This is a genomic window from Duganella sp. AC237 (assembly GCF_979254035.1).
Genome location: NZ_CEEDEW010000003.1, coordinates 1484826 through 1504403 on the forward strand (window position 1 = coordinate 1484826; position 19578 = coordinate 1504403).

General features: G+C 61.6%; 15 protein-coding genes and 1 tRNA gene. 13 read left to right on the forward strand and 3 right to left on the reverse strand.

Going from position 1 to position 19578, the window contains the following annotated elements; translation table 11 throughout:
- Positions 1 to 994: 994 nt before the first annotated feature.
- Positions 995 to 2317, forward strand: a complete 1323-nt coding sequence (locus tag AC0IYS_RS07085; protein ID WP_471704516.1) for an ImmA/IrrE family metallo-endopeptidase — start codon at positions 995 to 997, stop codon at positions 2315 to 2317.
- Between the two features lie 534 nt (positions 2318 to 2851).
- Here the strand turns inward: AC0IYS_RS07085 and AC0IYS_RS07090 are convergent.
- A tRNA-Pro gene (locus AC0IYS_RS07090) sits at positions 2852 to 2928 on the reverse strand.
- 109 nt (positions 2929 to 3037) lie between these two features.
- On the opposite strand from AC0IYS_RS07090, the gene AC0IYS_RS07095 reads away from it, so the two are divergent.
- From AC0IYS_RS07095 to arsC, 6 genes are all read left to right on the forward strand, one after another.
- On the forward strand, positions 3038 to 4489 hold the full coding sequence (locus AC0IYS_RS07095) for an alkaline phosphatase (RefSeq protein WP_471704517.1): 1452 nt from the start codon (positions 3038 to 3040) through the stop codon (positions 4487 to 4489).
- A 24-nt stretch (positions 4490 to 4513) separates the two neighbouring features.
- A complete protein-coding gene (locus AC0IYS_RS07100) occupies positions 4514 to 5911 on the forward strand; it encodes an alkaline phosphatase (RefSeq protein WP_471704518.1) in 1398 nt (465 codons plus the stop codon).
- Between the two features lie 52 nt (positions 5912 to 5963).
- Entirely contained in the window at positions 5964 to 6671 is a 708-nt protein-coding gene (locus tag AC0IYS_RS07105) for a hypothetical protein (protein ID WP_471704519.1), read from the forward strand.
- A 134-nt stretch (positions 6672 to 6805) separates the two neighbouring features.
- Positions 6806 to 8086 (forward strand): vanadium-dependent haloperoxidase, encoded by a 1281-nt coding sequence (locus AC0IYS_RS07110; RefSeq protein ID WP_471704520.1) that lies wholly within the window; start codon positions 6806 to 6808, stop codon positions 8084 to 8086.
- Positions 8087 to 8239: 153 nt separating this feature from the next.
- On the forward strand, positions 8240 to 10561 hold the full coding sequence (locus AC0IYS_RS07115; protein ID WP_471704521.1) for a TonB-dependent receptor: 2322 nt from the start codon (positions 8240 to 8242) through the stop codon (positions 10559 to 10561).
- A 40-nt stretch (positions 10562 to 10601) separates the two neighbouring features.
- On the forward strand, positions 10602 to 10949 hold the full coding sequence (gene arsC / locus AC0IYS_RS07120) for an arsenate reductase (glutaredoxin) (protein ID WP_471704522.1): 348 nt from the start codon (positions 10602 to 10604) through the stop codon (positions 10947 to 10949).
- Between the two features lie 179 nt (positions 10950 to 11128).
- On the opposite strand, the gene ispB is transcribed toward arsC, so the two are convergent.
- On the reverse strand, positions 11129 to 12118 hold the full coding sequence (gene ispB / locus AC0IYS_RS07125; protein ID WP_471708810.1) for an octaprenyl diphosphate synthase: 990 nt from the start codon (positions 12116 to 12118) through the stop codon (positions 11129 to 11131).
- A 272-nt stretch (positions 12119 to 12390) separates the two neighbouring features.
- On the opposite strand from ispB, the gene rplU reads away from it, so the two are divergent.
- The 6 genes from rplU to AC0IYS_RS07155 all read left to right on the forward strand — a co-directional run bounded on the left by rplU (position 12391) and on the right by AC0IYS_RS07155 (position 18340).
- Positions 12391 to 12702 carry a 50S ribosomal protein L21 gene (gene rplU / locus AC0IYS_RS07130; protein WP_008445658.1) on the forward strand — a complete coding sequence of 104 codons (312 nt, stop codon included), beginning with the start codon at positions 12391 to 12393 and terminating at the stop codon, positions 12700 to 12702.
- Positions 12703 to 12740: 38 nt separating this feature from the next.
- Positions 12741 to 13022: a 50S ribosomal protein L27 gene (gene rpmA / locus AC0IYS_RS07135; RefSeq protein WP_090316164.1), complete on the forward strand. Its 282-nt coding sequence runs from the start codon at positions 12741 to 12743 to the stop codon at positions 13020 to 13022.
- Between the two features lie 112 nt (positions 13023 to 13134).
- The gene (gene obgE, locus AC0IYS_RS07140; protein ID WP_090316161.1) at positions 13135 to 14244 is read left to right on the forward strand and encodes a GTPase ObgE; all 1110 of its coding nucleotides are present in this window, start codon (positions 13135 to 13137) and stop codon (positions 14242 to 14244) included.
- Positions 14245 to 14485: 241 nt separating this feature from the next.
- A complete protein-coding gene (gene proB, locus AC0IYS_RS07145; protein WP_471704523.1) occupies positions 14486 to 15604 on the forward strand; it encodes a glutamate 5-kinase in 1119 nt (372 codons plus the stop codon).
- 164 nt (positions 15605 to 15768) lie between these two features.
- Positions 15769 to 16899, forward strand: a complete 1131-nt coding sequence (locus tag AC0IYS_RS07150; RefSeq protein WP_471704524.1) for an alginate O-acetyltransferase AlgX-related protein — start codon at positions 15769 to 15771, stop codon at positions 16897 to 16899.
- Positions 16900 to 16918: 19 nt separating this feature from the next.
- Entirely contained in the window at positions 16919 to 18340 is a 1422-nt protein-coding gene (locus AC0IYS_RS07155; RefSeq protein ID WP_471704525.1) for an MBOAT family O-acyltransferase, read from the forward strand.
- Positions 18341 to 18358: 18 nt separating this feature from the next.
- Here the strand turns inward: AC0IYS_RS07155 and ampC are convergent, their stop codons facing one another.
- Positions 18359 to 19513, reverse strand: coding sequence for a class C beta-lactamase (ampC, locus tag AC0IYS_RS07160; protein WP_471708811.1), 1155 nt, complete (start codon positions 19511 to 19513; stop codon positions 18359 to 18361).
- Positions 19514 to 19578 lie beyond the last annotated feature (65 nt).

Here is a 19578-nt window from a genome sequence, read left to right on the forward strand (position 1 = left end):
CGCGCATTGTGGGGTCGACTTCCTCGGATCATTTGTTGGTATCATGCCAAGGTCTCTTTTTATAGGTGGCTGCGATGCAAGAGGTACTGACTTTGTTTCGCCAAAATTTCGACCATGACGGTCAAGCCCGACTTTGTGCTCGACATTTGGAATTGCTGCGGAGTGATATGGGAAACCTGTGGTGGGACTATCCGAAGGATGAGCGGCGCCGAGCACCGCGGCGTCGGAGTGAGGACGTGGTCGAAGGGCCTTGGACGCGCGAGCAAATCGGCTTAGCTGGTCATCTCATCAGGCACGCAGGGGAATCCACAGACTTTCATGCGACCGTGGATTTCGTGACCCGTGCGGCCCTTGAGCACATCAAAGCCGCGCGCAGCGCGTCGAAGAGGGTGACTACCGGCAGTCTTAGACAATGGAGCCTTTTCACCCATGAGCATATGGTGCCAGGTCAAGCGGTACTTCGTTTAATAACGGATGTAGCCCATCCGTCAAGCCGAGGGGATTTGCAGCCTCTGCTCGCCGCGCTCAGCCTTAGGGCTTTAGTGACCGGGACTAAGCGGAGGAAGGCGGACTCTTCGGCCGGGCAGGAGATTGATGCTCTCGATCTTAATTGGGCTTCTCGGCTTCCAGAACCATCTTGCATCGATGGGTGGAATGGACCTGAGCGGCTGACAGAAATTCCATCCCGTTTTTACGGTTTGATGCGTTACGAAGCAGCGAGGCTGCTCTGTGAGTTGTTGCCAGTTAGTCGACGCGGGCGCAAAGTTTTGGCCGATTATTACGTCTACCGTGGCCTAAGTAGAGAAAACCTTCAATCGAGTGTGGGGCGGATTCTTCAAGTTGCGACGGATTAGAGTTGGGCTCGAGAGTTCGCTTGCAGCATGCCTCCGGCGCCTGTGCTTTTGCACGACGTCAGCCCAACTCAGTCGATTAATTTGCACCTGGTAGAAGACTCCTTGGCACGGACCTAATTGCTCAACCAAAGAACGAACTCATGATAACCAAGAATACAACCACTAAAGGCGACATTCTCGAAAAATCGATTTTCGACCTTTTTACTTCGTTTGTTGAGAGCGGCCAGTTTTGGGGAAACTCCAGTATGAGTCAGGTCTTTCGGAAGAAGGGGTACTATTCGAGAGCCAGGGAAAAGGACATCATCTTTGATGTCGCCGTTGAGGTTCGTCTGCCCGGCGCCGACCGGTTTTCCCAGGTAACGCTTATTGAGTGTAAAAATTATACACACTCTGTTCCTGTGGACGATGTCGAAGAGTTTTTCGCGAAAGTGCAGCAGGTGGCGCCTGCGAATGCCAAAGGTGTATTAGCTAGTACCGCGCCTTTCCAAGAAGGTACTGTGAAATACGCCAAAGCCCAAGGAATTGCGCTTCTTCGTTATTTTGATGCTTCGAATTTCAAATGGGAGCTTTATCGCTCGCCGTCTGTTACTGCATTTAAGCGGCATCACTCCATCGATGAGCATGTCCTCGAGGGGTTATCGTCGGAGAGATTTGTAAGCACTACCTTCGATATGTACATGCAGTCGCCAGGTGGACTAACCAATTCCGTTTGGGATTTTTTTGATGGCATGCTTACTGACTCCGGTCTAGCATCCGATGAACTGGCTACGCTACGGAACCGTCGAGGGCGGCCGCAGAGACTAGTGCCATTTCTAAGTCAAGAATATCTTGAGGAGATGAGCCTCTCGATTCTGCGCGACATTAGCTATAGCGGAGATGCGATACCGCTGGAGGCGATTTGCGAGCGCGAAACGGCACGATGCGGTTTAGTGCTTAAGACCGGTGTATCTGGGAATGCGTTTTCTGGCAGATTTCCGCCGCTGGGGCAAATCTCATTCTCGCCTCTGGAGATTACCTTGTACGAGCAGGCCATCGCAAACAGCGGGCGGGATAGATTTACGCTAGCTCATGAACTTGCCCATCACTTCCTATCGCATCATAAGTATATGTCCAGAGAGTCATGTGACGAAGGCGACTTCTCACTAGAAAGATATGGAAGCGGCATGACGCTCGATGTCGCACGCCTGGAATCTCAGGCAAATCTGTTTGCGTCTTGCTTGCTGATGCCTAAGTGTGCGTTCATCTCGAACTTCAAACAGATAACCGAATCGCTTGATATTGCCAACAGGGGGTTCGGCGAACTTTACCTGGACGACCAGCTCTGCAACTATCAAAGCTATCGGCAGGTGACGTGGGAGTTAATGTCATATTACGGCGTGTCGCGGGCTGCAGCTACGATTAGGTTGGCGAGCTTAGGATTGCTCCGTGACGTCCGCCGTATTCACGGTCAACATATAGACTGACTGAAGATGATGACCTTGCTTCCGACTTCCTCTGCACGCGCATTCATCGTATCCATTCTTACGCGCGGCGCCTCCGGCAAGGGCTTTCCTTGTACTTGGGTTTTCTGCACCTTCGCGTCGAACTTCGTTTTTTTTCAGCCGTTAGCTTCTTGAACGGACGATGCCGCTGGGGTACGAAGCCGTACGATCCTAGAAGGTCTTTCCTCTTTCCTTGGTCATCGTGAATGAATGGTGCCAAGACATATGCTGCAAATCCCTGCAGCTGACCGATAATGTTGTTTGCGAACGCTTCGTTGTATCTCCGGCCAAGCATGTCGGTCAGTAGTCTTCCTCGAACTGCGCCAAGTTGCCCTTGCCCCGCCACGCGACCATGGCGCGTCGAAGTACGTCCGCTTTGCCCGCCGAGAACGCGGCGGCATTATATGTATTGCGGGGAGACCACAAGCTTAGCGACTAATTTGCCACTAACGCGCAGAAATCTGTCAAAGCCACATTCGCCTGGGACGAGAACCCTTTGCTTTATAAAGGGATTTTTGGTCGGGGTGAGAGGATTCGAACCTCCGGCCTCTGCGTCCCGAACGCAGCGCTCTACCGGGCTGAGCCACACCCCGACTCATGGTGTTATTACAGCAGATTTTTAAACGAGCTTCAACCGCGTCATCAGCGTGTCACACGAACTTGTTATCTTGCAAAGCTTTAAAACGAAGCTGGATAGATACCATGAAACGCACGTCCATACTCCTTGCCGGCCTGAGCGCGGCGCTGATCGCCGGCTGCAGCAGCGATTCCACGCCGATCAACACGCCCGTGACCCCGCCGGTGGCCGCCGCGCCGAAGAACGTGATCTTCTTCCTCGGCGACGGCATGGGCATGACCACCATGACCGCCGCGCGCATCTACGCCGTCGGCGAGGACGGCGAGCTGACCGTCGACACCTTGCCGGAAACGGCTTTCGTCAAAACCTACTCGAACGACGCCCAGGTCACCGACAGCGCGCCGTCGATGGCGGCTTACATGACCGGCGTGAAGATGAACAACGAGGTGATCTCGATGTCGTCCAACACCAAGGCGGTCGATCCGGTGGCCGACGCCAACGGCAACAAGCTGGGCAACAACTGCGGCGCCAACAACGGTACGCCGGCCACCACCTTGCTGGAACTGGCCAAGGCGCAGGGCCTGGGCACCGGCGTGGTCACCACCACCCGCGTCACCCATGCCACGCCGGCGGCGACCTATTCGCACATCTGCCACCGCGACCTGGAGAACGATATCGCCGCCGCCTCGGTCCCGGGCGGCACCGGTTACAACAGCGCCCTGGGCACCGGCCTGGACGTGCTGCTGGGCGGCGGCAGTCAGTTCTTTACCCCCGTCAAGGACGGCGGCAAGCGCAGCGACGGCCGCAACCTGATCACCGAGATGAAAGCAAAGAACGCCGCCTTCGTCAGCAACGTGACCGAACTGAACGCCATCGACGCCAGCAAGACCGAGCGCCTGCTGGGCCTGTTCACGTCGAGCCACATGAGCTACGACCTGGATCGCGATCCGGCCAAGGAGCCGAGCCTGGCCGAGATGACCACCAAGGCGATGGACATGCTGGCAAAGAACAGCAAGGGCTATTTCCTGATGGTCGAGGGCGGCCGCATCGACCATGCGCTGCACGAAACCACCGCCAAGAAGGCGCTGCAGGACATGGTCGCGTTCGACAACGCCATCAAGGCGGCGCTGGCCAAGGCCCGCGTCACCGATCCGGAGCTGAAAAACACGCTGGTGGTGGTCACCGCCGACCACGACCACACCCTGGTGCTGAACGGCTACGCCAAACGCACCGGCAAGACCACCGCCGGCAACGCGGGCGTGCTGGGCGTGGTGAAGAACTACGTCACCGGCGCGGTCGACAAGGATCTGGACGGCGCGCCGTATTCGATCATCGGCTTCGGCAACGGCGAGAACCGCACCCAGGGCAGCCGCAGCAGCATGGCCAGCCTGGACGACAGCGTCACCGGTTCCAACACCTACCACCAGGAAGCGGTGGTGCGCATGCCGGCCGGGGGCGAGACCCACGGCGGCACCGATGTGTTCCTGGCCGCCACCGGCAAGGGCGCCGACACCTTCACCGGCACCATCGACAACACCAAGGTCTACAGCCTGGTCAAGGCCGCCGCCGGCCTGTAACGCACATTGAACGGATACCAGATCATGAAACCCACAAAAATCGCGGCCGCGCTGGCCCTGACCCTGGCCAGCGCGCAGGCGGCCCACGCCGCCGGCGAAGCCAAGAACATCATCTTCTTCCTCGGCGACGGCATGGGGCCGACCACCGTCACCGCCGCACGCATCTACAAGTACGGCGAAGACGGCAGCCTGACCATGGACACGCTCGAGCGCACCGCCCGCATCAAGACCTTCTCGGCCGACGCCCAAACCACCGACAGCGCGCCGTCGATGGCCGCCTACATGACCGGCGTGAAGATGAACAACGAGGTCATCTCGATGTCGCCCGAAACCGTCGCCACCAATCCCGGCCGCGACGCCAACGGCAACCTCGGCGTGAACAACTGCGCCGCCGGCAACGGCACGCCGGCCACCACCATCCTGGAACTGGCCAAGGCCAAGGGCAAGGCGGTCGGCGCCATCACCACCACCGAGCTGACCCACGCGACGCCGGCGGCGACCTATTCGCACATCTGCAACCGCAACGCGCAGTACCACATCGCGGCGCAGCTGGTGCCCGGCGGCGCCGGCTTCAACAGCGCGCTGGGCGACGGCGTCGACGTGCTCATGGGCGGCGGCCGCAACCACTTCACGCCGTTCGGCACGGCCAACACCACCGGCCGCGCGGATGGGCGCAACCTGCTCACCGAGCTGCAAGCCAAGGGTTACACCGTGGCCGCCAACAAGGCCGAGATGAACGCCGCCAGCGGCAAGAAATTCATCGGCCTGTACAGCACCAAGAGCCATCTGGAATATGAGCTGGACCGCACGGCGACGCCACCGCTGGGCGAGGGCGCGACCCAGCCGAGCCTGGCCGAGATGACCGTCAAGGCGATGGACCTGCTGGCGCAAAACACCAACGGCTACTTCCTGATGGTCGAGGGCGGCCGCATCGACCACGCGCTGCACGGCACCAACGCCAAGCGCGCGCTGACCGACACCATCGCCTTCGACGACGCCATCAAGGCTGCGCTGGCCAAGGCCAAGCTGACCGATCCAACGCTGGCCAATACCTTGATCGTCGTCACCGCCGACCACGACCATACCTTGGCGTTCAACGGCTACGGCAAGCGCGGCAATCCTATCCTCGACATCAACCGTGGCTACCGCGACGGCCAGCCGGCCAAGGATGCGGACGGCAAGACCTACACGACCCTGGTGTTCGGTAACGGTCCGAACCGCGTGAACACGCGCGCGGACCTCGACAGCAGCACCGTGCTGGCCGACAACTATCTGCAGGAGACCGGCGTGCGCCTGTCGAGCGAAACCCACGGCGGCGGCGACGTCAAGCTGTTCGCCACCGGCGCCGGCGCCAAGCCGTTCAAGGGTACGCTGGACAACACCAAGGTGTTCGGCTTGCTCAAGTCGGCTTTCGGCCTGTAATCGCAACGCAACCGCGCCGGCGTTCAGCGCCGGCGCTTTTTGATCGAGCTTCATGAAGATTTTTCGTTTCGCCATGCCGCTGGCCGCCGTTTGCGCGGCCGTTGCCGCTTATGCGGCCACCGCCGCGATCGGCCAGGCCGCCACGCCGGCCGCCGCGCCGGCAGTCGCCCCTGACCTCGACCTCACGGTCGCCTATTACAGCAAAACCGTCACGCCCGACGGCGTGACGCGCGAATCGCGCTACGAGGAAAAAATGCTGCGCCGCCCCGGCCATGTGTGGAGCGCGCGCGTGCTGCCGGCGCGCGCCGCGCCGCAGGAAGGCCATCACCATGGCTTCAACCACATCGTGCTGCCGCGCCATCTGACGTTGGCCGGCAAGACGCCGCGCGTGGAATACGTCGACGCCAAGGAACGCGCGGTGGTCGCTATTCCGCCGTCCGAATTCGAGAACGTCAATTTCGACGGTTCGTGGGATCGCGCTTTCTATTTGCTCGATCCGCGCCTGCTGGGCGCCATGCCGGTGACCGCGCGCGCCTCCAGCGTGGCCGGCGCGCGCTGGCGCGAGCGCGAGGAGGGCGGCGTCTACCAGCGCGTGCTGTGGGACGAGCAGCGCCAGATTCCGCTGGTGATCGAAAGCGGCGACAAGGCCGGCACCTTCTACCGCCGCATGGACGTGACGGCGCAGGCCGGCGTCGCCGAGGCGCCGTGGAAGAAACTGCAAGGCTATGCGCAGCGCGAGTATTCCGACTTCCTTGATTAAACCGCAGCCCGAACCTCGGGCGTAAACGCCCGCCATCCGGCATGGGTTTCGCATAATTGGCTTGCGAAATTATCAAAAAGACATTAGCCTTGGGGTCGGTGGCCGCCCGGCCGCCCGCTAATGTCGGAGGCCCCATGTTTGAGCTGTCGCGGTGTATTGTGCTGGCGCTGGTGTGCGCCCTGGCCGGATGCGCAAGTGCGCCCCACGTCACCGTGACGCCGGACAAATCCAACGCGGTCGCGTACTGGCACGCGGTTGGTGCGGCGATCGTTAACGTTAACGCGACCGTTCCAACAGCCACCACCGAAGCGGAGAAATATCCCGCTTTCTCGGTCGACATGGCGACCATGCATGTGGCGATCTACGATGCGGTGTCCGCCATCACGGGACGTTATCAGCCGCTCTACGCTTTCCCTCAGGGCGATTTTTCCGGCGCCTCCCCGGACGCGGCGACCGGCGCGGCGGCATACGGCGTGCTGCGGGCGCTGTTTCCCGACCGCGCGGCCCATTATCGTCCTGCGTACGACAGTTTCATGGCCTTGTTGCCGGACGGCGCTGCGAAGACGCGCGGCATTGCATTGGGAAGTGAAGTCGCTACCGCCGTCCTTGCCCGGCGCGCGGCGGACGGGCGGGCGATAGTCCTGGCGGAATACGTCCCCGGCACGGCACCCGGGGAGTATCGCGGGCGCAATCCGGTGGTCCGCTATTTTCCCCATATCCGCCCGTTCACACTGAACAGCATGGACCAGTTCCGGCCGCCGCCTCCACCGGCCCTGGACAGCGCCGAATACGCGGCCGATTTCAATGAGACGAAGGACTACGGCGGCACACTCAGCAGCCGGCGCACCCCCGAGCAGCTGGAGCTGGCGCGCTTCCACACCGAAGCGCCGCAAACGTTCATCACAAGAAATTTCGGACGATTTGCGCGCAGCACCGGCGACGTTGGCGACGCTGCGCGCTTGATGGCGATCCTTTATTCCGGTTACACCGATGCGATCGGCGCGTGTTTCGACGCCAAATACCACTACAACGCCTGGCGCCCGCTCAGCGCCATCCCGTTGGCGCAGACGGACGACAATCCGGCCACGGCGAGCGATCCGGACTGGAAACCGGTCCTGCCGACGCCGCCGCATCCTGAATACCCGGCCGCGCACTCGTGCACGGCCGGCGCCGTGGGCGAGCTGTTGCGCCTGTATTTCGGCACCGGCAATGTCAGCTTTACTCTGGATAGCATCGTGACCAATGTGACCCGCGACTATGCCGACGTGGACGCGTTGGCGCGCGAGAGTGTCCAGGCGCGCATCTACGGCGGCATGCACTTCCGTTACGCCACCACAGCCGGCTACACCCTTGGGAAGCAAGTCGCTGGCTGGACGATGGGACACGCCTTCATGAAGCTGAACGCTACGAAATAGCCCGACTGGCTGATCAACGACACCGCCAACAAGATTTTGGCAAGTTTCTTGCTTGTTAAAAATCACAAGATGATTAATATATAAAAATGCATCATTCTGGGGCACGTCCCTATTGACTGGAGAAGCGCAGGCATGAAGATCACTCGAAAAATAATGTGCAGTTCCATCGCCGCCGCCTTGGCCGCGCTGGCCGGTCCGGTAGGCGCGCAGCAGGCGCCGGTCAAGCAGTCCGACGAAATCGAGGTCGTTACCGTCACCGCGCAAAAGCGCAAGGAAGATCCGGCGAAGGTGGCGATGAGTATTTCGGCCGTCACCGGCAAGCAGCTGCAGGAAGAGCACATCCGCGACATCACCGACCTGACACGCGTGGTGCCCAACATCTCCTTCACCGCCGCCAGCGGCAACGGGGGCGCCGGGCCGGGCACGTCCAACATCGAGATACGCGGCATCAGTTCCACGGCCGGCGCGGCCACCGTCGGCGTCTACCTGGGCGATACGCCTGTCACCGTCGGCAACGTCTACACGATGGGGAACGTCGAACCGAGGTTCTTCGATATCGACCGGGTGGAGGTGCTGCGCGGCCCGCAGGTGACCTTGTACGGCGCCAGCTCGATGGGCGGCACCATCAAGTTCGTGCCGAACGAGCCGGATCTGAAGGAGCGCGAGTTCACCACCTACACCGAGGCCTCGCACACCAGGGAAGGCAGCCCAAGCTACTCTGCCAACGTGGTCGGCAACATCCCGCTGATTGCGGACGAATTGGCGCTGCGTATCGGCGTGCAGGCCCAGCACACCGGCGGCTACATCAACCAGGTGGACGGCGACGGCGCGGTGCTCGCCAAGGACATCAACAAGTACAGCGACCAGGAACTGCGCCTGGCGCTGAAATGGAAGCCGACGCGCGCGCTGACGATCACGCCGTCGATCTACTACCAGCGCCTGGACGCGAAGGACATCTCGGCCTTCAACATCGAGCTGCCGAACTACCAGGCGCAGAAGCAGGTGCGCGAGCCTTCCATCGACAAGCTGCTCACGCCCAGCGTGACCGTCAACTGGGATCTTGGCGCGGTCGACCTGACGTCGGCCACCAGCTACTTTTCGCGCAAGTTCGACCGCACGCAGAACGGCTCGGCCTATAACAGCTATTCGCTGTCGACCTTCCTGACGTCGACCAACGATGGCGGCAAGGCGCCGCCGGAGCTGATCGACGCCATCGCGGCGCTGCCGTCGGCCGTGTATCTGAACAACCAGGTGCGGCAGGTGTCGCAGGAGTTCCGCCTGGCTTCGCGTCCGTACGACGCGGCGGTGTCGCCCTGGACCTGGCTGGCGGGGACGTACTTCTCGCGCCAGCACACCAACATCACCGAGAACGATCCGATCTTCGGCGTGACCGACACCTTCAAGCAGTTTGGCTTCGACATTTACGATCCCGAGCTGCTGCCCGATGTGCGTCCCGGCTCCTTCCCGAACGATAACTCGTTCGCCGGCACCTTCCACTACAAGGAGAAGCAGTCTTCCATCTTCGGCGAGGTCAATTACTACTTCACGCCGACCGTGCACGCCACGGTGGGCGCGCGCTACCTGCGCGCCAGCTCGAATCTGGAACAGCGCAACGGCAACTACCTCGCTGGCGCCGGCAACAACAGCGGCGCGAGCCTGAAGTCGACCGCGTTCACGCCGAAGTATGCGTTGACGTGGGAAGTCGATCCGCGCCATACCTTGTACACCAGCGTGTCGAAGGGCTTCCGTCTCGGTGGATCGAACATCTTCGTGCCGCCGACCACCTGCGGTCCCGACCTGGAGTTGAACGGCCTGACCGAGGGTCCGCCGAACTACGCGTCGGACAGCCTGTGGAATTACGAAGTGGGCAGCAAGTCGCGCTTCCTCAACAACCGCTTGACGATCAACGCCGACGTCTTCTACATCAAGTGGAAGAACATCCAGCAGGGCGTTTATCTGCCGACCTGCGCGTACACGTATAACGCCAACGCCGGCGACGCCACCAGCAAGGGCTTCGAATTCGACATCAAGGCCAAGCCGATCGCCGGCTTGACCTTGAGCGCGTCGGGCGGATATGTGAAGGCCGAGCTGTCGAACGACCAGGGCATCCAGAATGGCGTGGTCGGCGCGGTGGCGGGGGCGCAGATCCAGGGCGTACCGAAATATAACGCGGCGCTCAATGCGCGCTATAACTTCGCGCTGGGGGACCGCAGCGCGTTCGTCATGGGCGGCGTGCAGTGGGTCGGATCGAGCAAGGGTTCGCTCAATCCGGAGCTGACGGATTACGAGCGTCCGGCGTATCACACGGCCGACTTCAGCGCAGGCATGGGCTTCGACCGTTACAACGTCAGCGTGTTCGTCAAGAACGCGTTCGACAACGACAAGGTGATCCAGCATCCGCAGGTGGCGTCGATCGTGCAGGGTTATCGTTTGATGCCGCGTGCGATCGGTGTCAGTTTGGCGGCGAAGTTTTAAGCGATAATGCTGCCTCTGAATTTACGCTCGAAGGCAGCATATGACCGTCACCATTTATCACAACACCGCTTGCGGGACTTCGCGCAAAACGCTGGAGGCGATACGCGCCGCCGGCATCGAGCCGGAGATCATCGATTACATCAAGAACCCGCCGTCGCGCGCTGCGTTGAAGGCGATGATCGCCAGGGCCGGATTGACCGCGCGTCAGGCGATGCGCGACAAGGGGGATTTGTATCTGGAGTTGGAGCTGGCCGATGCGTCGTTGTCCGACGATGCGCTGCTCGACGCGATGATCGCGCATCCGATATTGATCAATCGGCCGTTTGTGGTGACGGAGAAGGGCGTGCGCTTGTGCCGGCCGTCGGAGCTGGTGTCGGAGCTGCTTTAATGATGCTGGTGGCGGCCCTATGGCGGATTACGCTGCGCTAATCCGCCCTACGTGACTCCTGGATCCATCCGCCATCGTGACCAGGTGTGCCGCCACGGAGACACGTAGGGCGGATTAGGCGGAACGCCGTAATCCGCCAAGCGCCGTCAGCGGCCCATCCAGTGTAGCCGACGCGGCGTTTAATGCGTGCGGTGGACCGAGAAATCGGCCAGCTGCAGCAGCGATTCCTTGTAGACGCTGTCGGGCAGGTCGGCGATCGCTTCGGCGGCGCGCCGGGCGGCCGTTTCGGCCTGCTGGCGCGTGTAGTCGAGCGCGCCGCTGCTGGTGATGGCGGCCAGGATCGTGTCGAAGTGCTGCTCGTCGCCCTGCTCGATGCAGGTGCGCACCAGCTCGCGCTGCTCCGGCGTGCCGTTTTCCATCAGGTAGATCAGCGGCAGGGTCGGCTTGCCTTCGCGCAGGTCGTCGCCGACGTTCTTGCCGATTTCATTGGCGTCGCCGGCGTAGTCGAGCACGTCGTCGATCAGCTGGAAGGCCGTGCCCAGCGAGCGGCCGTATTCGCCGGCGGCGGCGATTTGCGCGTCGTTGGCGCCGGCGATCAAGGCGCCCAGCTCGGCCGCCGCTTCGAACAGCTTGGCCGTCTTGGAGCGGATCACCTGCAGATAACGCTCCTGGCTGACGTCGGGATCGTGCATGTTAAGCAACTGCAACACTTCGCCCTCGGCGATGACGTTGGTGGCGTCCGACAAAATCTGCATGACGCGCATGTTGTTGAGGCCGACCATCATCTGGAACGAGCGCGAGTACAGGAAGTCGCCCACCAGCACCGAGGCGGCGTTGCCGAACAGCGCGTTGGCGGTGGCGCGGCCACGGCGCAGCGACGATTCGTCGACGACGTCGTCGTGCAGCAGGGTGGCGGTGTGGATGAATTCGACCACGGCGGCCAGTTCGTGGTGCCCGGTGCCCTTGTAGGAATAGGCGTTCGCCACCAGCAGCACGAGGACCGGGCGGATGCGCTTGCCGCCGGCGCTGATGATGTATTCAGCGATCTGATTGACGAGGCTGACCTCGGAATGCAGCTTGCGGCGGATCACCGAGTTGACCGCGTCCATGTCGGCGGCGATCGAGTGGGCGATATTGTTTTGTGTTGCGGTGTGGGTGGCGGCAGACAAGACGAACCTGTGCAGTGGACTATTGGTGCCGAGATTATACGACATGCCCCCGCCCGCAGGGGCGCGCCACCTTGTTTGTGGCAACTACTTTGTTAATCGGATAACACCCGCCATCATGCAAGCTTGTCGACATACCACGCCATCGGCCATTTGTGAATAGTTTTTGACGTCAATTGGCATCCCATGTATAATCAGCGGTTCCCCGATCACCATGCATGTTGTTGCGCTGGCGGCGGAGGGAATTTTCTTAACATTTGATGAGGTTTCAAATCATGTACGCGGTCATAAAAACCGGTGGCAAACAATACAAAGTTGTCGCTGGCGAAAAACTTAAAGTAGAACAGATACCGGCAGACATTGGTTCCGAACTCACCATCGATCAGGTCCTCGCCGTTGGCGAAGGCGAAAGCATCAAGTTTGGTGCTCCCCTGGTTGAGGGTGCAAAGGTACTGGTTACTGTTGTGGCACACGGTCGTCACGATAAAGTGAAGATTTTCAAGATGCGTCGTCGTAAGCACTACCAGAAGCATCAAGGCCATCGCCAAAATTACACCGAAATCCAAATCGTATCGATCAACGGTTAATACCGTTTGCCCGAGAATTAGTATCCAAGGAGTCTTAAATGGCACACAAAAAAGGCGGCGGCACAACGCGAAATGGTCGTGACTCAGAGTCAAAGCGTCTGGGCGTAAAAGTCTACGGCGGTCAATCGATCAATGCTGGCGGCATCATCATTCGTCAACGCGGCACCCCGGTGCGCGCTGGTGAAGGTGTTGGCATGGGCAAAGACCACACCCTGTTCGCTCTGGTGGACGGCAAGGTCAAGTTCGTAGTCAAGGGCGAAGGTTCGAAGCAATTCGTCACCGTCGTACCAAACGCTCCAGCAGCTGCAGTACCAGCGTAAATCACGCTCACGGCCAGGCGTTCGCGCCCGGCTGTCCCCTTTGTAAGGCGCAAGCCTTCAATCGAAAGGCTCTGCCCACGGTAGAGCCTTTTTAGTTTTATGGCGGTACATCATGAAGTTTATCGACGAAGCAAAAATTGAAGTGATCGGTGGTGACGGCGGCAATGGTTGTGCCTCGTTTTGCCGTGAAAAATTCCGCCCGTTCGGCGGCCCTGACGGCGGCGACGGCGGCAAGGGTGGCTCGATCTGGGCCGTAGCGGACCGTAACATCAACACCTTGGTCGATTTCCGCTTCTCCAAGATGCACCGCGGCAAAGACGGCGAAGCCGGCCGTGGCGCCGATTGCTACGGCAAGGGCGCGGACGACATCCACCTGCGCATGCCGGTCGGCACCCTGATCATCGACGACGCCTCCGGCGAAATCCTGGCCGATTTGACCGAACACGGCCAGATGGAACTGCTGGCCAAGGGCGGCGAGGGCGGCTGGGGCAACATCCACTTCAAGACCTCGACCAACCGCGCACCGCGTCAAAAGACCGAGGGCAAGGAAGGCGAACGCCGCGAAATCCGCCTGGAACTGAAGGTGCTGGCCGACGTCGGCCTGCTGGGCATGCCGAACGCCGGCAAGTCGACCTTTATTTCGGCCGTGTCGAACGCGCGCCCGAAGATCGCCGACTACCCGTTCACCACCTTGCACCCGAACCTGGGCGTGGTCCGCGTCTCGCACGAGAAGAGCTTTGTGATCGCCGACATTCCCGGCTTGATCGAAGGCGCTTCGGAAGGCGCCGGCCTGGGTCACCAGTTCCTGCGCCACCTGCAGCGTACCGGCCTTCTGCTGCACATCGTCGACCTGGCGCCGTTCGAGACCAATGTCGATCCGGTCAAGGAAGCCAAGGCCCTGGTCAACGAACTGAAAAAGTACGACGAGTCGCTGGTCGACAAGCCGCGCTGGCTGGTGCTCAACAAGCTCGATATGGTGCCGGAAGAGGACCGCAAGAAAACCGTCAAGGATTTCGTCAAGAAGTTCGGCTGGAAGGGTCCCGTGTTCGAGATCTCCGCGCTGAGCCACGACGGCACCCAGGAACTGGTCAACGCGATCCAGATGCACCTGGAAGAGAAGCGTCATTCCGAACAACGTTCGGAAGAAACGCAAATGACGGAGGAGGCGCGCGGCATTTCGTCGATCGATCCGGACGATCCCCGTTTCAAAATTCTCGATTAAGTTCCTGATTAAGCTCGACTAGTCCTCGATAAAAATCCGCATCACCGGCATAATCAGCTATTCGCTGCTTATGCTTTCCACAACAGCGCCGTCCCGCACCCCGGGACGGGCGTCTGCTTCGGCAAGAACGGGTCATCCACCCGGCACTTCACAGCAAAACAGCAATGTACGTCCTGGCTCGCGCCGGGGATCCGGACTCACGTCCCGCAGGTAACAAGACTGTTAAGAGACTGTCGCACCCATGAATTCCGTCATACAAAAAGCTACGCGCATCATCATCAAGGTAGGATCGTCTTTAGTCACCAACGACGGCCGCGGCCTCGATCACGCCGCCATCGCGCGCTGGGCCGCGCAGATCGCCGCCTTGCGCGGCATGGGCAAGCAGGTGGTGCTGGTCAGTTCCGGCGCCATCGCCGAGGGCATGCTGCGTTTGGGCTTCGAGCAGCGGCCCACCGATATCCACGAACTGCAGGCCTGCGCCGCCGTCGGCCAGATGGGGCTCGCGCAAATCTACGAAACCAGCTTCCGCGCGCACCAGCTGCGCACCGCGCAGGTGCTGCTCACGCACGCCGACCTGGCCGACCGCGAACGCTATCTGAACGCGCGGTCGACCTTGACCACCTTGCTGCGCCTGGGCGTGGTCCCGATCATCAACGAGAACGACACGGTCGTCACCGACGAAATCAAATTCGGCGACAACGATACATTAGGCGCGCTGGTGGCGAACCTGATCGAGGCCGACGCGCTGATCATCCTGACCGACCAGAAGGGTTTGTACAGCGCCGATCCGCGCAAGGACCCGGCGGCGGTGCTGATCCAGCAGGGCCGCGCGGGCGACCTGGCGCTGGAGGCGATGGCCGGTGGCGCCGGCAGCAGTCTGGGACGCGGCGGCATGCTGACCAAGATCCTGGCGGCCAAGCGGGCCGCCAAGTCGGGCGCCCATACGGTGATCGCCTATGGGCGCGAGGATAATGTGCTGGAGCGCCTGGCCGGTGGCGAATCGATCGGCACCGAGCTGGCGGCGCAGACCGGGCATCTGACGGCGCGCAAGCAGTGGATGGCCGATCACCTGCACACGGCGGGGCAGGTGGTGCTCGACGCCGGCGCGGTGCAGAAGCTGACCGGCGAGGGCAAGTCGCTGCTGCCGATCGGCGTGGTCGAGGTGAAGGGGGAGTTCGGACGCGGCGCGGTGATCACGTGCGTGAACGAGAGCGGGTTGCCGGTGGCGCGCGGACTGTCCAACTACACCAGCGCGGAGACGCGGCGCATCATGCGCAAGCCGTCGAGCGAGATCGAATCCATTCTGGGCTTTGTCGAGGGCCGCGAGCTGGTGCACCGGGATAACCTGGTGCTGGTGTGACCGGGGCCGGGTCCGGCGAATTGATTGCCTATTGCTTTTAGGCTATCATGGCGCCGCTGTCCGGCAAACACCGATCAAAAAGCATACCAATGAGTTCACTTCCATTCCCGCGGGCCACTGCCAGTGTGGCGCCGCGGTCTGGCAGGACGCGGCTGCCGCGCACGTTGTTTGTCCTGCTCATCTTCGCCATCAGCGTCGTTCCCGCCATCCTGAGCTATGCGCCCCTGGCGAGCCGTCTGCAGCAGACCTTTCCGACACTGGCGTCGCGCTATTCACCGCTGGTCGAGATGCGCCCGCTGGCATCGTGGCCGGTCGCCTGGGAAGGCAGCTGGTACGACTTCGACAAGAACTATCACCGCTTCGAAAAAGGTTTTTCCGACCAGCTGGGACTGCGCAGTGTGATGGTGCGCGCCAAAAACGAGATCGACTTCCGCCTGTTCGGTTCCTCGCGGCGGGTGTATTTCGGTAAAAAGGGCGAGCTGTACGGCCGTTCCATTTCCGACATCGAACTGCCGGCGACGGAAAATTTGCTGGCCAACCCGGCCGCCGCCGACGCCGTCTACCAAGGCATGGCGCGGCTATCGGCGCAATTGCGCGCGCAGGGCACCACCATGGTGCTGGTCACGCCCGTGTCCAAGCAATACTTCACGCAGGACCGGATTCCATTCTTCCTGCCGCGCCTGAAGATGGAATCGCACTTCATGCAGCTGTACCGCCGTTTCCAGGCCACGCCGGCATTCCATTTTGTCGATGTCTACGGCATCCTCCAGCAATCGCAGGACAAGTTCCAGATTTTCTATCATCAGGATTTCCATTGGACCGACCTGTCGGCCATGCGGGTGGCGGCCGAAGCCACCGACAGCATCGCGCGCCTGGAGCAGTCGAGCGCCGGGTGGCGCCACCCGATGACCGTCCATGAAGCGCCATTTTTCGGCTCGGAGGCGCGTTTCGCCGCGCGACTCGACGCAGTGGAGGCGGAACCATCGCCGCAGCTGACCAAGACCTGGCAGGATGTGCACCGCGTGACCGAGATGAACGCCAAGCAGACCGGCTATGAGTTCATCACCGACACGGTCGCCGGACAGGGACTGCTGCCGGCCACCTGCATGTTCGGCAACAGCTTCGGCGACGGCATGGTGCGCGCCGGCCTGGCCGACCATTTCGAGCAGTTCGTCAAGCTCGATCGGGCGGCGACGCTGTGGCGGTTGCCGGCGCTGACCAAGGGACGCTGCAAATACCTGATCGTGCAGGTGCTCGACAACGAAGCGGGCGCCTGGCTCAGTCTGTCCCAATAATCCCTATCACTGGAGTGTCATGGTTTTTTCGTCGCCGGGATTTCTGTTCCTGTTCTTCCCCTGTTTTTACGCGCTGTACTTCCTGCTGCCCAATACCTGGCGCAACGGCTTCATCCTGCTGGCCAGCCTCGGTTTCTACATGCTGGGGGCGGGCGCGCTGACGATCGTCGCGCTGCTGCTGTTGGTGGCCAACTATCTGCTGGCCGGCGTCATCGGCGCCTTGCGCCGCAGCGAGGCGGACCGGCCGCGCGCGCGCCTGCTCATGGGGCTGGCGCTGGTGCTCAACCTGGCGCCCTTGATCGCCTACAAGTACCTCGGGTTCCTGGCGCAACTGGTGGCCGACATCAGCGGCGTGGCCCTGCTGGGCGAGGTCGCCAAGCTGGGGCTGGTGCTGCCGCTCGGCATTTCGTTCTACGTGTTCCACTTCCTGTCCTACCAGGCCGACGTCTACGCGCGCCGCATCGCGCCCGAGCGCAGCCTGCACAAATTTGCCATCTACATCTTCCTGTTCCCGCATCTGATCGCCGGTCCGGTGGTGCGTTTCGCCGAAGTGAAGGAGCAGCTCGACATCAAGCGGCGCGCGCTGGTCGGCAGCGACGTGTTCTGGGGCATGAATTTATTCATCATCGGCCTGTCGAAGAAGCTGCTGATCGCCGATCCGTTGGGCGCGGTGGTCGACATCATGCATCGCCCGGACGCCGCGCTGACCACCTACTCGGCGTGGCTGGCGGCGTTCTGCTATTCGTTCCAGATCTATTTCGACTTCTCCGGCTACACCGACATGGCGATCGGCATGGCGCGCATGATGGGTTTCCGCTTCCCGCGCAACTTCAACCGTCCCTACGCGGCCCATAGCGTCACCGAGTTCTGGCAGCGCTGGCACATGACGCTGTCGCGCTTCTTCCGCGACTACGTGTACATCCCCCTGGGCGGCAACCGCGGCTCGACCTTCAAAACCTACCGCAACCTGTTCATCGTCTTCGGCCTGTGCGCGCTGTGGCACGGCGCCGCCTACACCTTCCTGGTCTGGGGCATCGGCCATGGCATGCTGATCGCGCTGGAGCGCGCCGGCGTGCTCAACAGCGCGAAATGGCGTCTTGGCAGCTTGCCGGTGTTCGTCTTCGCCACCGTGCTGTGGGTGCCGTTCCGCGCCGAGAACATGGAACAGAGCAACAAGATGCTGCGCGTGATGGTCGGCGCCGAACCGTCGGCGCCGCTGTGGACGCACGCCAACGTGATGCTGGCCGATCCGAAGGTGATTTTCCTGCTGGCGCTGTCGGCCTTGATCTGCCTGGTGGGCGACCGCCTGTTCCACCGGCTGCGCAACATGAGTTTCCGCCGGCCGATGCTAGTCGCCGCCTACAGCCTGGTGCTGTACGTACTGTCCTGCCTGTCGGTGGTGGAGGGCGGCTTCAACCCGTTCATCTATTTCCAGTTTTGAACCGGCGCGGGTCGCCGGCTACGGCGACAGCTGTTGAATGATCTCGTGCGCGGCCTTGACGCGCGCCGGTATCGGATAGTTTTTGTTGGCGAGGATGACGATGCCGATCTTCTTTGCCGGCACGAACGCCACGTAGGCGCCGAAGTTCGATGTCGAACCGGTTTTGTTAAACAGCGTATCCGGCGCCGGCGTTTGCGGCGGCACCAGCGCCCGCGCCGGATTCGCCTCCCAAATCATCGTTTGCGAGTTCCCGGCTTGCAGGTCCTTCAGCGAAACCGGATAGGGATACTGTTCCCATCCCAGGCCCTGCACCATGCCATCGATCTTGAAGTAGCCGACATGCGTGCCCTCGATGGCGCGCCGCAGCGGTGTGTCCAGTCCGCCCGGGTCGATGTTCGCCTGCAGGTAGCGGATCATGTCCGCCGCCGACGAGCGTATGCCGTAGGTTTCCGCCGCGAGCGGTCCCGGGTTCATGCGGCCCGGTTTGTTCGCTTCGCTGTAGCCCCAGGCGTAATCGGCCATCGCGCCGGCCGGCACGCGCACGTAGCTGTGCTTCAAGCCCAGGCCCGGCAGGATTCGGCCCTCCATCGCGTCGGCGTAACCGGTTCCCATCGATAGCGCGGCCACATGACCGAACAGCCCAAGGCTGGGATTCGAATAGCGGCGCTGCGTGCCCGGCGCCGCGTCGGCTTTCCATTGCTTGAAATAGGCGAGCATGCCGTCGTCCGGCACGTCGTCGGGGAACTGCAGCGGCAGGCCGCCCGCCGTGTAGGTGCCGAGATGGCGCACGCTGGCCTTGTCGATAGCGGCGCCCTTCAGCGCGGGCAGGTATTTGCCGGGGTGGTCGTCGAGCGAGAGCTTGCCCGTCGCCATAGCGTACGAGGCCAGCGTGGCGGTAAAGGTCTTACTGATCGAACCCAACTCGAATAAGGTGTTTTCGGTGACGGGCACGTGCTGCTCGCGCGAGGCTAGTCCATAGTTGAAGAAGCTGGCCTGGCCGCCGATGATGACGGCCACCGCCACGCCGGGCAGGTCGTATTCGGCGACGACGGGACGGATCGCCTGATCGACGATGGCGCGCAGCCTGGCTGCGTCATCGGCGGCGTGGGTCGGCGCGGGGAGGCAGGCGCAGAGCGCTGCCGCGGCAAATGTGGCGCGGAGTTTGGACGGGATGGGCACGCGAATTCCTTGGTGGCGACAGATGACGCCATTGTGCGACATCTGTCGCAATCGCGTCA